We start from the raw sequence: 15,339 nt of genomic DNA, 5'->3' as shown, positions 1-15,339 counted from the left end.
TGTTATGATAGCTCTATAATCAGAATGTTTGATAGAAAGGAAGTAGCTGCATTGACAACATTGCATGAACGCCAATCTCGTATTATCCGGCAAACGGCACAGCAAGCATGCCGGAAACCGCTGCAGGAAAGCGGATTATGGTTCCATGGCGATATTCGAGACAACTTCTACTACGCTTCATACTTATTCGTTGCGGCTTCGAAGCCATACGAGCTGCCAATTCAAGCGCAATCTGCCATGGAGCTGGCGGAGAAAGTAATGCTCAAGGTTCTCTCCCTGCAGGATCAAGACCCGGACAGCTCTACATACGGACACTGGCCGCTCAATTTGGGCGATTGTCCGGAGCAAGCGCGCATCCATCCTTTGCCTGTTGAATTAATGGGACCTCTTATGGTCTTATTCTATTCCAGATACAAGGAGAAGCTGTCCCCATCCCTGCAATCCGCTTACGACCAGGCAATTCGACATATGTACCAATCCCGTTACTATGCCGAACCGCTCAAGCTGTATCATCATCATGAAGCCAAGCATACAGCAGCCGGGCTCATATTCGCTGAATATATGCAAGACGAAGAGCTGCTGAAGGCAAGCCATGAACGGGTGAAAGCAACCTGTGCTCAGCTGAAGCGCCATGGCATGACGGAATACGGCATCTTGCCATGGTTCTGGCATTGGGTGCAAGCTTATGCCACCGCTTGGGAGATCGTTCAGAGCGCCGAGATAAAGCGAGATATCGAGCTGCTGCTGGAGTGGCTGTGGATGGAACGGGCGGATTATTATTTGAAGGGTGCATGGGTCGGGCCGCAATCCCGTTCATTGCCGCATGACGCGCCTGCAGACCGCAATACGGCTATGGATTACGTGCAATTCGGAGACTTCGACCTGACGGCCGAACTGCCGCGAGTGGAGTATGCGGGCTTGCTTGCTTATGAAGTACCGGAAGCTGTTCGCAGCGGAGCATGGAACCGGTCCTTCCCGATGGAGCTGAAGCGAACATACCCTGCTTCTATAGATGAACCCGAGCGCAGGCTGCATAGCTACGTATATATGAATGATTCCTATGCGCTGGGAGCGATGTGGGAGCGGACGCTGGAATTCGACAACGAGCAACATCGCTGGGACTTGACCTTCCCCGTCTCGGAGGGCTCCGTCAATCAATGCTGCTTCCTGCATCCCGCAAGCGAGGCGCAAGCTGGCACGTTGCGCCACAGCAGCGATGCGGAATCGATTGCGATTCATCGCAATGCGCTGGCAGCGCTCTATCGGCCCGATGCGCAGGAGCAAGGCATCGTAGGCGTGCTGCCGTTAGGCGAATGGAGCTGCGAGCAGCTTGGCCTTATCGGTCAGATCAATGATGTGTTCGTGACGATACATCTGATGAAGCCTTACGAGATGGAGACGCTGAGCGATCGTCACCTCGTTCGCGCGAGTGAAGCAGGCTTTAACGGCATCGTGCTGGAAGCGATGTCGCGTCAAGAAGCGGCGGACGCCGGCATACATACACTGCGGCAATGGAGCGACCGTTCGCTGGCGCTGGCTCCTCGCTTCATCGAACAGGAGAACGCGCTATCCGTCAGCTTCACCTCCATATCCGGCCAGTCCCTGACCCTCAAGACAAGCGATCATGCGCCGGCTGTCGCTACAGTCAATGGCTCCGCCGTAGATTTCAGCGATTACAAGTCGATGGGATAGGCACTGTACACAGCGAGCGCCCGACCGCCAACAATCCTTTGCTAACGGTCGGGCGCTGTGCTGTTGCGAGCAGCTGCTATCTGCGATGGGTTTTCAGATCGGCTTCCAGCTTGTCAAGATGCTCAACGACGTTTCTTGACGCTTGATCCATCTGCTTCAGCAGCTCCGCCGCCTGCTCCTCCTTGCCCTGCTCCATGCACTCAGCCACTTGCCGGGCGATATGATGGATGGCCCGATGCGGTTCGTCCAATTGCTGATACGGCGCCAAGCGCGCAATCGATGACGTTCCCTTGTTGTTGTCGTACCACTTGCCTAGCCGGCACAGATGATAGTCTCCGGCCGCCTCGCCGTCCAGTTGATGAAAGCCGAGAATGCTGTTGTACACCCACCAGCGCCACAGCATATGATCTGTCTTGACCGTTCTGATTGTCTGGGCATCGGTTAATTCCGGCATATAGTGCAGAGAACGCTGGCGAAGCTCGTTCACCTTCACGCTCACTTGGTATATATCTTCGCCGGTGCTCTTCGCATTTTGCCCGATCAGCTCCATCTGACTCAACACTTCATGAATGCGGGAATTAATGTCGTCCGTAGCCGCGGACTGCTGCTCCACGATGGCCGCAATATTGCCGGTCGAGCCCCCGATGGATGTCACTTGCTCCATAATCTTGTCCAGACTGGAGATCGCCTCCTTGGACTGCTCCGCCTTGTCGCCCATCTCCTCCGCCATCCTCTGCGTCTGCATGCCAACAGCGCTCGCATTGCCCATCACGCGCTGTATCAGGCCCGCTATCTCCTCTACCGAATTCGTCGTCTGTTCGGACAGCTTGCGCACCTCGGCTGCCACGACCGCGAAGCCTCTACCTTCTTCACCCGCACGCGCAGCTTCGATGGATGCGTTCAATGCAAGCAACTTCGTCTGATCCGCCACCTCGCGAATGAGCTGAACGACTTCCGTGACGTTGTCGATCGCCGCCATTAACTCATCGAACTGTGCTTTCGACTGTGCGAACCGTTCCGCCATCGCCAGAAATCCATTCAGCGACTCGTCTATAATGCCGCGACCGATTGTGGCCTGTTCAATGAGCAGATCCGTATCCTCGGCTACCTGCACGGCATGATCCGCCACCTCCTGTATAGAGGCGGACAGCTGCTCCGCCGCTGCGCTAACGCTCGTCGCTTCGTCCATCGATACATGAACGGACGCAAGCAGCGGCTTTACTTTATCCATACGGATCAATTCTTCCACAATCTCACTGTTCGTCTCAATGAATTGAAATTCATGCGCTTGCTGGTATGCTTCCAGCGTAATCTGGGCATCCAGCGTCAACAGTCGGTTAAGCGCCACCAGAATCGCGCTTGCTTCCTTGGCATTAAAGCGTTCCAGCACTGTGGGCACCAAATATTCATAAACTCTTGTAAAGCTGCCGATATACCATTCAGGAGCCAGTCCGATCCGGCTATGCACCAACCCGATGCGTATTCTGTACTGCACATACTCGTCGTCGATGGCGACGCGAGGAATCGATTTCAAGTAATCGATGAATGTTTGGGACAACCTCTCCCAAGTGCTGTTCTTCTCGACGATGCTTCGCATGTCGGTCACTTCCGCCAGCAATGCGTAATGGCGCTTTGTAATGTTTTCCGCTTGCTCCTCGATGATGTCATCCAGCTTTTTCAGCTGCTTCATATCATCCGAAGTCATTTGCAGGAAGAACAGCTTTTGGGCAAGCTTGTCATTGGCAGATATATCTGATGAAGAAATCGTTTTCAACGTTTTTCCTGAATTAAGGCGTTTTCTCAATAGCATGGTAATCCTCCTGTATATGTAAGATCAAGCTGTTCATTCGGTATAAATTAGCATATCTATTATCTATATTGTCGGCTATTTTTTAAAAATAATGATAGCTCTAGTCAAGCATTCGACGAGTTACGACACAATCCTCCCTGTTTTTTTGATTTCCGCACGTAAATCTAGTACTCTAGTAATATATGGAACGCTACATAAAGGAGACAGAGAGACACGATGAACCAAGCCACTGTACAGAAAAAGATTAGCTTGACCATTCGTAAAAAACTGTTGGGGATGTCGCTTATTTTGCTGTTCGTACCAATTGTAACCTTAGGTCTTGTGTCCTATAAAGTCTCGATGGACGAGACGGACGCACTGATCGAAAGCAAGCTGGATTTGAGCGTCAATATCATTCTCGAGATGATTGCGAACATGGACAAGTCCGTGAAGGCGGGATTCCTGACCGAGGAAGAAGCCAAGGAGCAAGTTACCACGATGATGCTGGGCGAGCTGCAAGATGACGGTACACGCCTCATCAATAAGAACATCGATTTGGGACCCAACGGTTACTTCTTCGTCATCGATGAGACAGGAACTCTGCTTGCCCATCCGAGGAAGGAAGGGGAGAACATCTGGAACAGCGAGTCCAACGGCGTTCTTTTCATTCAGGATTTGATCAAAACCGCAATGGAAGGCGGGGGTGTCACCTATTACCAATGGCCTCTTCCCCATACTGACGGAGCGGACAATAAGGAAGGCAAAGAAGCGCTAAAAGTATCCTATGCCAAAATGGCGCCTGAATGGGGATGGATTGTCGCGACTAGCTCCTATATGCAGGATTACGATGCGGGCCAGAAAAAAATATTCGAAAGCATACTGGTTACGCTGGCTGGCTGTCTCGCGATAGGATCGGCCGCGCTTATTCTATTCGCCCAGCACATCGCGCGGCCGATCAGGGCGATTACGCGGCGTGCAGAGCAAATCGCGCAGGGCGATCTGCGTGGAGAGGAACTTAACATCCGCAATCGCGACGAGGTGGGCATGCTGGGACAATCCTTCAATCAACTGACGATGAACATTCGCCAACTGGTGGGCAATCTGTCGCTCAGCTCCAACATTCTGGCCTCGTCATCCGATCAGTTGGCCCATACGATCGGCAGCACGAAAGAGGCGATTCACCAGACGTCGACTTCCATCGCAAATGTGGCGATGGGCAACGAGTCTCAGGCTCAGTCCACGGAGGAGACGTCCCGTGCTATGGAGGAGATGGCCGCAGGCATCGGACGCGTAGCGGATGCGTCAAACGAAGCATATGAGCTCTCGGTGCAGACGCTTCAGGAAGCGAAGCAGGGCAATACGCTCATTCAACAGTCTACCGGGCAGATGAATGAGATTCATGGAACGATGCACGATCTGGGATCGGTCGTCTCGCAATTGAACGGCCAGTCCGAGCAGATTACGGAGATCGTCGGCACGATACAGGAAATCTCGGGGCAGACGAACCTGCTGGCACTGAATGCCGCCATTGAAGCGGCAAGATCTGGCGAGCACGGCCGGGGCTTCGCTGTCGTAGCGGGTGAAATTCGCAAGCTTGCCAACAGGACGAACGAGTCAGTAGAGCAGATCGCTTCCCTCATCGATGGCGTAAGAGGCGGCATAGACGCCACTTATCTGTCGATGCAGAAGGGGCAGCGCGAAGTGGAGGCAGGCGTGCAATCTATCCGAGATACCGGCGAAGCGTTCGCCCGAATCGTCACCGCGGCTGAAACGATTGTTACCCAGGTGCAGGAAGCTTCCGCTGCTGCTGAACAGATGTCGGCAAGCACGGAGGAAGTGGCGGCTTCTATTCAGGAGATTGAGAAGGTGGCGCTTCATTCCGCCGGTGCGGCCCAGACGGTATCCGCCGCGGCCGAGGAGCAGCTGGCCGCCATGGAGGAGATCTCGGGCTCCGCACAGAAGCTGCGCGACATGTCGCTGCAAATGAAGTCCATCGTCAGCCAATTCAATATCGGGTAATACGCATTCCCTCATGACCCGCACCCTCTTCTCATATACTGTCTTATACAGGATGAGGAGGGGGCGGAATGAATGAACGGCTTGCTTCAACATACGGAGAGCGAGATCGAGCGCCTGACCGCAGAATTGCTGCAGCAGCAGCAACCTGACGGATCATGGCGCTTCTGCTTTGACAATGGTACGACGATCGACGCCTTCTTCATCATCTTGCTGCGGTCTCTTGAGAACGATAAGTATGAGCCTCTTCTTCGCAGGTTGCACGACCGCATCGTCCGCCGCCAGCGACAAGACGGCGGCTGGAGCCTGTATGAGGATGAGGAAGCCGGTAATCTGTCGTCGTCCGTAGACGCATATTATGCGCTATTATACTCCGGCTACAGCAGCCATGACGACGGGCATATGCGTCTTGGTCGCCGATTCATTACGGCTGGCGGCGGGCTCGGCGGCGTTACCAGCGTGCTGAGCAAGACGATCCTTGCCGCTACGGGGCAGCGGCCGTGGCCGAAGTCGATTAACCTGATTCCGCCGCCGCTCGTGTTGTTCCCTCCCTCCTTCCCCGTCAGTCTGTACGACTTCTCCAGCTATGCCAGAATCCATCTCGTCCCGATGCTCGTCATGGCTGAACGCAAGCTGGCGTTGCGGACGGAGACGACTCCGGATCTGTCGCATCTCTTGGCGCATAATGCCCCTGCCATGAACGATGCGGATGCACAAGCTCACGATATTGCAGCCAATATGCAAGCCGGGCTGAGCAGACTGATCGGCCGGCCGGCCCTGATTCGCGAGACGGCCATCAAGCGAGCAGAGCAATTCATGCTGGACCGAATTGAAGTGGACGGAACGCTATACAGCTACGCAAGCTGTACCATCCTGATGATCTTCGCCTTGCTCGCCCTTGGCTACGAGAGTGATCATCCCGTTATTGCGAAGGCTGTAGCCGGCATGGCTGCGATGCGTTGCGAGCTGCATGGCGACACGTCGACCATACAGAATTCTCCTTCTGCCATATGGGACACCGCACTGCTGTCTCACGCTCTGCAGGAAGCGCGCCTGCCTCCGGATCATGAGGCGATTGTACGGTCGAGCGGCTTCCTGCTTCGTCTGCAGCATCGGACTCGGGGAGATTGGAGCGTTCGCAACCCCAATGCCGAGCCCGGCGGATGGGGGTTCTCGGAGAGCAATACGATTCACCCCGACGTCGACGACACAACCGCAGCTCTGCGTGCCATTCATTCGTCCTGCGACAGCTCGGCACGCAATCGGGAAGCATGGAACAGAGGCTTGGCATGGGTGCTGTCCATGCAGAATAAGGACGGCGGGTGGGGAGCATTCGAGAAGAACAACGACAAGCAGTTGCTTACCCTGCTGCCGATAGATGGAGCCAAGGCGGCGGCGATCGACCCTTCGATTCCCGACCTGACGGGCCGTACGCTGGAATATTTGGGCCGGTATGCGGGACTGGATATCCGGCATTCCTTCATTCGACGGGGGGCGGAATGGCTGATTCGGCATCAGGAGAAGGACGGTTCGTGGTATGGACGCTGGGGAATATGCTATATCTATGGCACATGGGCGGCACTGACCGGGATGAGGGCTGCAGGCGTTCCCGCCGGACACGACTCTATCGCAAGAGGAACGGAGTGGCTGCTGCGCATCCAGAACGAGGATGGGGGATGGGGAGAGTCTTGCAGCAGCGATGCGCGAAGGCGCTACGTTCCGCTTGGCGGCAGCACGCCTTCCCAGACGGCCTGGGCGCTGGAAGCGCTTATGGCATGCCGGGAGCAGCCCACCCAGGCCATTCATCGAGGGGTCGCCCGATTGATAGCATTACTGCGCGAGCACGACTGGAAGACGATATACCCTACCGGAGCGGGCCTTCCCGGCCACTTCTACGCCCACTATGAAAGCTACGCCGTCATATGGCCTCTATTGGCGCTGTGCCGCTACAGAAATCTTGCCATGCTGTAGGCAGGCAGAATGCCACTCACCCTTGCCATTATGACATAACGGGAAAGCCAATGCGGAATCCCCTCCCCATTGGCTTTCCCGCTATCAGAGCTGCGTCTTCAGGGTGACAAACTTCAGCTCCGTCATATGCTCCACTGCATATTTAATGCCTTCCCGTCCGTATCCGCTCTCCTTCACACCGCCATAAGGCATATGATCGGATCGGAACGTGGGGATATCGTTGATCATCACGCCGCCTGCTTCGAGCAGACGGGCCGCGCGGAAAGCTCGATCGATATCATTAGTGAAGATACCTGCATTCAGTCCGTACGAGGAAGCGTTCACGCAATCAATGGCCTCTTGCAATTGGTTGTAAGGCATAATGGATACGACCGGCGCGAACGTCTCCATACAGGAGACGGCCATATGCGGCTGCACGTTCAACAGCACGGTAGGCTCGTACAGGGCGCCTCTTCGACCTCCTCCACAGCCGAGCAAGGCGCCGTCCGCTAACGCTTCCTGCACCCACCGCTCGATCCGCTCGGCTTCTCGCTCGTGAATCATGACGCTGACATCCGTCTCCTCCAGAGCGGGATCTCCAAGCTTCAGCTGCAAGGTTCGGGCGATGAACGCATCGGAGAATGCCCGGTAAATCGACTGGTGCACATAAATCCGCTGAAGTGAAATGCACACCTGGCCGGCATTGGCGAACGCCCCTTCCACGCACCGGTCAACAATGGCGTCTACCGGCGCATCGGGTTCCACAATTAGCGCTGCATTCGATCCCAGCTCCAGCGTCATCTTGCGCAGGCCTGCCTTCGCCTTCAGTTCCTTGCCCACTAGAGTGCTTCCCGTGAATGTAATCTTCTTCACCCTGGCATCCGCCAGCAGATGCTCGCCGAGCTCCGCTCCATTCCCGGTTATCACCTGCAGCGCACCCGCGGGAAGTCCCGCTTCGTGGAACAGCACCGCGATCGCAAGCGCAGAGAGCGGGGTCTGCTCGGCAGGCTTGAGCACGACGGTGTTGCCTGCGGCGATTGCCGGTCCCAACTTATGCGCGACCAGATTGAGCGGGAAGTTGAACGGGCAGATCGCGACGACCACGCCAAGCGGCTCCCGCCATGTCCATCCGAGACGATGCTCGCCTCCGGGAGCGGCGTCCATCGGCACTGTCTCGCCGTATAGCCGATTCGCTTCTTCCGCAGCGAATCGGTACGTGGCAATCGTCCGTTCAACCTCCGCCCGAGCCGTCCGGATCGGCTTGCCCGCTTCCGATGTGACCAAGCGCGCGAATTCCTCCTTGCGCCCGGACAACTGCTCTGCGACCTTGTACAGAATCGCCGAGCGCTCATGGGCAGCCATATCCTTCATCGCACCGAAAGCGGCGTGCGCTCCGTCTATCGCAGCTTCCGCTTCCTGTCGTCCTGCCAGGGCGACATGTGCCAGGAGCGCTCTATCATACGGAGCATACAGCGGATAATACCGCTCCGCGCCCGCCTCCTTGCCATTTATCCATATTCCTTGCTTTGCTGTTGTTGACATGACCAGTGAAGCTCCTTCCTGTCCTTCCTTCTATCCAACCTCATTATATACAAAAATGCCAAAGCGTTGTCCACCATACGGAATATCCAGGTCTTCTCGCGAAACGTTCGTCGCAGAAAAACTGAACAGTATCCCGTCATCCAGAGGCAGCGCTGCCGGTAAGGCACTGCTGGCTGCTATTCCATGCCTACTTCCAATGCGTTCAGCTCGATTTGAAAGCCAAGATCTTCGATCATCCCATGATCCATCGACACCTCTTGGCCGTCGGTCGTCAAATAATCGCCTACGAAGATGGAATTGGCCGCATACAGCGCCAGCGGCTGCAACGAGCGCAGACTGACTTCTCTTCCTCCCGCAATTCGAATCTCCTTCGAAGGGCAGACGAAGCGGAACAGCGCCAGCACTTTCAGCGCTTTCAGCGCTATCGTGCGGCCAGCATGCTGAAGCGGCGTTCCGGGTATCGCATTCAGAAAGTTGACCGGAATCGAATCGGCATCCAACTCCCGCAGCGCGTAGGCCATCTCGACAATTTCGCTGTCGCTCTCGCCCATGCCGATGATGACTCCTGAGCAAGGCGACATGCCCGCCTCCTTCACCCGCTGCAACGTCTCTATTCGTTGCTCATATGTATGTGTCGTCGTAATGGAAGCGTAATTCGACCTGCTTGTATTCACATTGTGGTTATAGCGATTGACGCCGGCATCCGCCAGCCGCTGCGCTTGCTCTTCCTTCAGCAAGCCCAGGCAGGCGCATAGCTTAAGCGGCATTGTTTCCCGTATTTCATTCACCGCTTCAATCACTTGATCCAGCTCGCGTTCCGTCGGTCCCTTGCCCGATGCCACGATGCAGTATGTTCCCGCCTTTCTCTCCATCGCTTCTTTCGCCCCGGCCAGCAGCGTATCCTTATCCAGCAGCGAATATGTCTTCACCGGCGCCGTCGACACGATTGATTGCGAGCAATATCCGCAGTTTTCGGGACATAATCCGCTCTTGGCGTTAATAATCATGTTGAGTTTCACCTTGTTGCCGTAATAATGGCTTCGCACAGTGTACGCGGCATGCAAGATCGGAAGCAGATGGCTATTGTCAGCCTGGATTACGGGTAGCGCCTCTTTCATCGATATTCGTTGCCCTGTCAGCGCCTTCCCGGCCAGCTCCTGCCATAGCTCTGCCCTTTTCTTCGCAAGTTCCATCCCTTCTCCTCCAGACCATATCTCATTCTCTCCTATTCTAATTGTCAACCTATCACAAAATAATTTAAGTTAACAATAACTCGCATTATAGCAATCCGTCTAACCGCTGTAAAGCAACGGGGAGAACGAAGCCATGCCAAAAACCCGCAAGAGCATTGCTCCTGCAGGTTCCCTGCAACTGCTTAATCCTTCCTCTATAATGGATGGCGGCTGGAAGCCATTGTCTCCTAGCCTTCCGCCTTTTCCTTCGTCTCCGTCAGGTTCAGCTTCATAATAAGCGGCTTCAACGTCAGCCCTTGCACGATGAGCGAGAACAGTACGACGCTAAACGTCAGTACGAGTACATCCTCCCGTCCTTCAAAGGTTGGCGGCAAGCTTAATGCAAGCGCAATGGACAAGCTGCCTTTCAAGCCACCCCAATTCAGCAGCGTCTTGGCAGCGAACGGAAAGCCTTTAATGAGCTGCAGGCTGGCGAATGTGGCAATCGTTCGGCCTGCCAGCACGATGACGATAGCCAGCACAATCAAGCCCAGCTTGTCGGCGAAATCGATATTGCGGATTTCCAGACCGATCATAAGGAAAATAAGCGAATTGGCAATAAGTGTCACAACGTCCCAGAACGTGTTGATGTTAATCTTCGTCGTCTCCGACATGCCGATCCGGCCGCCATAGCTGCCGAAGATGAGCCCGCTTACGACAACGGCGATTACGCCGGATACATGGAATTGCTCCGCTATGAAGTAGCTGCCGAAGAACAGGATGCCCGATAATACGATTTCCAGCGGATAGTCGTCATAGAAGCGGATCAGCTGCGAGAAGATAAAGCCGAGCACGGCGCCGACTGCTATGCCGCCGAGACTGAATTTCAAGAACAGCAAAGTGCCTGCGCCTATGCCGGACCAGCCCATCTCTACATATGTAAGCAGATAGATGGATGAGATCTGGAACAGCACAACCGCAATGCCGTCGTTGAACAGCGACTCTCCTTCTATAATTGTCAACATCTTCTTCGGCACACCGAGCGTTTTGAAGATGGAGATGACGCTGATGGGGTCGGTAGCGCTCATAAGAGCGGCGAACGTGAAGGCCACGGCAAGCGGGAGCCCGATGAAGTAGTATGCACCGCCGGCGATAAGAAGAAACGACAATAGCGTACCGAGCAGCGCCAGCGCGAGCACCGGCCTGCTCTGCTCGCGCAAGTACCGGAAAGGGAGCTTCAGCGTCGCATCCCCTAGCAAAATCGGCAGGAACAGCGATATAATGATGGATTGAAATACATGTGATTGTGTAATATACTCTTCCGCATGCTCCAGGAACGGAATGTTGAACAAGCCCAACGCCAAGCCCACCAGCACCAGCGCGATAGAGTAAGGCCAGTTCGTTTTTTTCGAGATGGCGACGACGCCTGCGGATATCGCCAGCAGAAGCAGGATTTGCATAAAGACCTCGTTGAAATGGTGCATCGTTTTCATCCTCCGGTATTTTCTACCATTATACCATAACCGTGTCCTCTTCTACTCTGGCAATTCCGTCTTGGCGATCTTGTCATCCAATGCCTCGTACTCGCTGTAACGGAGCAAGTCATACAACTCCTTGCGCGTCTGCATATGCTGTACCGACGCAGACTGCGTGCCGCTGTCGGCAATCTCACGGAATACCCGTTCATAAGCCTTCGCCGCTATCCTTATCGAAGTTACGGGATAGATAACCATCTGATACCCCCAACTGGCGAATTGCTCTGCGGTGTATAGCGGCGTCCGGCCGAATTCCGTCATATTCGCCAAGAGCGGCATATGAATCGCGGCACGGAAGGCACGGAATTCCGCTTCATTCTCCAACGCTTCCGGGAAGATGCCGTCCGCCCCTGCCGCAGCATAACGCCTTGCGCGGTTCACCGCAGCCTCGATCCCTTCCACTCCCCTTGCATCCGTCCGTGCAATAACGAACAGCTCCGGACTTACCTCCTTGATTACCTGAATTTTTCGCACCATCTCTTCGGTCGGGATGAGCCGCTTCCCATTCAGATGTCCGCACTTCTTCGGCAGCTCCTGGTCCTCGATCTGAACGGCAGCCACCCCCGCCTCGACCATCTCCTTGGCCGTCCGGGCGGCGTGCAGCACGCCGCCAAAGCCGGTATCGATGTCGACGAGCAGCGGCAAGCCCGATGCGCGTATCAGTTCGCGGGCACGTTCCGCTACCTCATTGGAATAGACGATGCCGATGTCCGGCAAGCCTCTGCTAGCCGTATATGCGGCTCCTGACAAGTAGAGAGCTTGGAATCCCGCCTGCTTTGCCGCCTTGGCGGCCAGTCCGTCATGAGCGCCGGGTATTTTCACACATGTACCCGCCGCCGTCACCAGCTGCCGGAATTCGCTCGCAAGCTCTCGCTGCTCCCGCTGCTTCTCAACCAGCCAGCCCATAGGCGCCTCCTCGATGCGACAACACACATCTCCTCCTCTACTCGCGCTTCATTCTGACCGATAACGTTCATATGACCAGTATATCCATAAACTTGTTCACGGGCATAGCTTTCAGTCGCTCCAGTTCGAAGCCTTGCCGCATAATCTCCGCCGTCCTCTTGCGGGGAAATCTCGTTAGCAAGCTGGCCTCACACTTCTCCACCACCTTCGGCAGTCCTTCGTCGCGGCGCTTGCGGTGACCGATCGGGTATTCGCACTCGACCTTCTCTGTTGCGCTGCCATCCCGGTAATGAATTTGCAGCGCGTTGGCGATGGAACGTTTGTTTTCGTCCAGATAATCTCTGCTGTAGCCTTCATTGTGCTCAATGATCATCTTCTCTCTCAAGGCATCAATTCTGGGGTCGGCGGCGGCTTCATCCTCATAATGCTCCGCCGTCAAGCAGCCGTAGAGAAGGGCGACGGCGACCATATACTGCAAGCAATGATCGCGATCCGCCGGATTGTAGAGCGGGCCTTTCTTGTCGATAATGCAAATCGCCGATTGATGAGTCGTAATGGTGATCCGGCTAATATCCCCCAAGCGGTCCTTCACCGCCCCGTGCAGCCTGAATGCACATTCAACGGCAGTCTGCGCATGAAATTCGGCAGGAAACGATACTTTGAACAGCACGTTTTCCATGACATACGTGCCAAGAGGCCGGGCAAGCGCAATGGCGTTCCCTTGGAACAGCACATCCTGGAATCCCCACTTCGGTACCGAGAGCGGCGTATTATACCCCATCTCCCCTTGCAGTGTCATGAGAGCCAGCCTGACGCCCCGACTAGTCGCATCGCCGGCTGCCCAAGACTTGCGAGAGCCCGTATTCGGGGCGTGGCGGTAAGCTCTCAGTGATCCGCCGTCCAGCCACGCATGAGACAGCGCATCCGCTATCTCCTCCTCCGTACCGCCAAGCAAGTATGCCGATACAGCTGTGGAAGCGATTTTCACGAAAAGGACATGATCGAGCCCTACACGGTTCAAGGAATTGCTCAGCGCCAGCACACCTTGAATTTCATGCGCCTTCACAGCGGCATCCAGCACATCCATCATGCAGAGCGGCGATCTGCCTTCCGCAATCCTTATGCGGCTGACATAGTCCGCAACGGCGAGAATGCTTCCCAGATTGTCAGAAGGATGTCCCCATTCCGCCGCCAGCCAAGTGTCGTTATAATCCAGCCAACGAATCATGCAGCCTATATTGAATGCGGCGTGCACAGGGTCCAGCTGACAGGTTGTACCCGGCACGCGCGATCCGCCATCCAGCTCTGCGCCAGGCACGACGGGACCAATATGCTTGGCGCATTCCGGAAATCTGAGGGCCAGCACAGCCGTTCCGATGGAATCCATCAGCACGTATTGTGCGATCCGCTGCGCTTCTTCGCTCTTCACTTCATACCTGCAGACGTATTCGGCGATTTGTTCAAGCAACCGATCTCTTCCCGTCTTCACCTATCTCTCCTCCTCTATCTCTCCTCTTCTGCCTGCCTCCTGGCCAGCAAGGGCAAGGTCTAGGGATGCAGACCTCTCGGTCCCATATAGCGCACCCGAGGCCGGAATAACCGGTTATGGTCATGCTGCTCCATGACATGCGCGCATATGCCAGCGGTACGCGCCGCCAGGAACACAGGAGTGAACAGCGGAATGGGAATGCGGAGAAGATCGTATACGGGAGCCGCATAATAGTCCAAATTAGGGTACAGCCCTTTCTCCTTAAGCATAACCGCTTCGCCCGCAATACACTTATCGTACAAGTCCCGCCGCCCTCTCGCTTGAGCAAGCTTCTCCAACGAGGCTTTCATAAGTACGGCTCTGGGGTCCGGCTTGCGCATATACACGCGATGTCCGAATCCCATAATCCGCTCCTTGCGCGCCAGCTTGGACAGCATCAGGCTCTCCAATTCATCCGGCGTCCCTGCTTCCAGCAGCATGTACATGACCGCCTCATTGGCACCGCCGTGCAGGTACCCCTTCAACGACGCCACTGCCCCCGCCAAGGCGCCGTACATATCGGACATCGTCGAGGCGATTACCCGAGCGGTGAACGTCGAGTTGGGCATCTCGTGCTCACTGTATACGATGAGAGATTGGTCGAAAATGCGCTCCTCCAGCGCATTGGGCTTAGTCCCCGTCAGCATGTACAGGAAATTGCCCGCATAGGACAGATCCTTGCGCGGTACTCGTACAGGCTGTCCGCTTGCCGCCCGCATACCGTTGGCGACTAGCTGCGGAATTTTGGCGAGCAATGATATCGCCTTGCGTCTATTCGCGTCCGTTGAATGATCCTCCAGTTCCTTATCGAATGCGGCAAGAGCCGATATGCCGGTACGCAGCAAGTCCATCCGGTTCGCCTCTTCCGGCATCGCACTCAGCATATCGTACAGCGCTTGAGGCATATCGTATTCATTGACCAGCTTGCGCTCGAGCTCTTGCCGTCTGCCCGCATCGGGCAGCGATCCGTTCAGAAGCAACTCGGCGACATCCACATATGCGACTTGCTGCGCCAGCTCAATAAGCTCATAGCCGCGCAAGACGATTTCTTCCCTTTCCACATCCAAATAAGAGATGGCAGTTTCACTTGCGATCACATTTTCCAATCCCGGCACATACGATGTGTCCGACATAGCGATACACTCCTCTCGTGCACATGATCTCAAGTACTCACTTCCAATGCATCCATTCAGGCAGCGTCCCGCGCAC

At 55.3% G+C, this 15,339-nt stretch carries 10 protein-coding genes; 3 read left to right on the top strand and 7 right to left on the bottom strand.

The annotated features are described in order from the left end of the window. Positions 1-51 precede the first annotated feature (51 nt). Positions 52-1,692, top strand: coding sequence for a hypothetical protein (locus tag M6D81_RS01970; protein ID WP_262675121.1), 1,641 nt, complete (start codon positions 52-54; stop codon positions 1,690-1,692). Positions 1,693-1,768: 76 nt separating this feature from the next. On the opposite strand, the gene M6D81_RS01965 is transcribed toward M6D81_RS01970, so the two are convergent. After that, the gene (locus M6D81_RS01965) at positions 1,769-3,502 is read right to left on the bottom strand and encodes a methyl-accepting chemotaxis protein (protein ID WP_262675120.1); all 1,734 of its coding nucleotides are present in this window, start codon (positions 3,500-3,502) and stop codon (positions 1,769-1,771) included. A 216-nt stretch (positions 3,503-3,718) separates the two neighbouring features. On the opposite strand from M6D81_RS01965, the gene M6D81_RS01960 reads away from it, so the two are divergent. Together M6D81_RS01960 and shc are read left to right on the top strand one after the other, a co-directional pair. Next, positions 3,719-5,500 carry a methyl-accepting chemotaxis protein gene (locus M6D81_RS01960; RefSeq protein ID WP_262675119.1) on the top strand — a complete coding sequence of 594 codons (1,782 nt, stop codon included), beginning with the start codon at positions 3,719-3,721 and terminating at the stop codon, positions 5,498-5,500. A gap of 72 nt (positions 5,501-5,572) precedes the next feature. Further along, complete coding sequence (gene shc / locus M6D81_RS01955; protein WP_262675118.1) at positions 5,573-7,468, top strand: squalene--hopene cyclase; 1,896 nt, start codon at positions 5,573-5,575, stop codon at positions 7,466-7,468. An 84-nt stretch (positions 7,469-7,552) separates the two neighbouring features. On the opposite strand, the gene M6D81_RS01950 is transcribed toward shc, so the two are convergent. The 6 genes from M6D81_RS01950 to mmgD all read right to left on the bottom strand — a co-directional run bounded on the left by M6D81_RS01950 (position 7,553) and on the right by mmgD (position 15,263). Further along, positions 7,553-8,989: an aldehyde dehydrogenase family protein gene (locus tag M6D81_RS01950; protein ID WP_262675117.1), complete on the bottom strand. Its 1,437-nt coding sequence runs from the start codon at positions 8,987-8,989 to the stop codon at positions 7,553-7,555. 176 nt (positions 8,990-9,165) lie between these two features. Then, on the bottom strand, positions 9,166-10,182 hold the full coding sequence (gene bioB, locus M6D81_RS01945; protein WP_262675116.1) for a biotin synthase BioB: 1,017 nt from the start codon (positions 10,180-10,182) through the stop codon (positions 9,166-9,168). Positions 10,183-10,409: 227 nt separating this feature from the next. Continuing rightward, on the bottom strand, positions 10,410-11,645 hold the full coding sequence (locus tag M6D81_RS01940) for a cation:proton antiporter (protein ID WP_262675115.1): 1,236 nt from the start codon (positions 11,643-11,645) through the stop codon (positions 10,410-10,412). Positions 11,646-11,696: 51 nt separating this feature from the next. Beyond that, positions 11,697-12,602 (bottom strand): methylisocitrate lyase, encoded by a 906-nt coding sequence (gene prpB / locus M6D81_RS01935; RefSeq protein WP_262675114.1) that lies wholly within the window; start codon positions 12,600-12,602, stop codon positions 11,697-11,699. A 67-nt stretch (positions 12,603-12,669) separates the two neighbouring features. Beyond that, positions 12,670-14,091 (bottom strand): bifunctional 2-methylcitrate dehydratase/aconitate hydratase, encoded by a 1,422-nt coding sequence (locus tag M6D81_RS01930; RefSeq protein WP_262675113.1) that lies wholly within the window; start codon positions 14,089-14,091, stop codon positions 12,670-12,672. Between the two features lie 59 nt (positions 14,092-14,150). Beyond that, a complete protein-coding gene (gene mmgD, locus M6D81_RS01925; protein WP_262675112.1) occupies positions 14,151-15,263 on the bottom strand; it encodes a citrate synthase in 1,113 nt (370 codons plus the stop codon). Positions 15,264-15,339 lie beyond the last annotated feature (76 nt).

The sequence above is a fragment of the Paenibacillus sp. J5C2022 genome (genome assembly GCF_025567625.1).
Lineage (GTDB): Bacteria > Bacillota > Bacilli > Paenibacillales > Paenibacillaceae > Pristimantibacillus.
The sequence above is the reverse complement of the archived record's forward strand: the minus strand, read 5'-3'. Positions and strand labels throughout refer to the sequence as shown.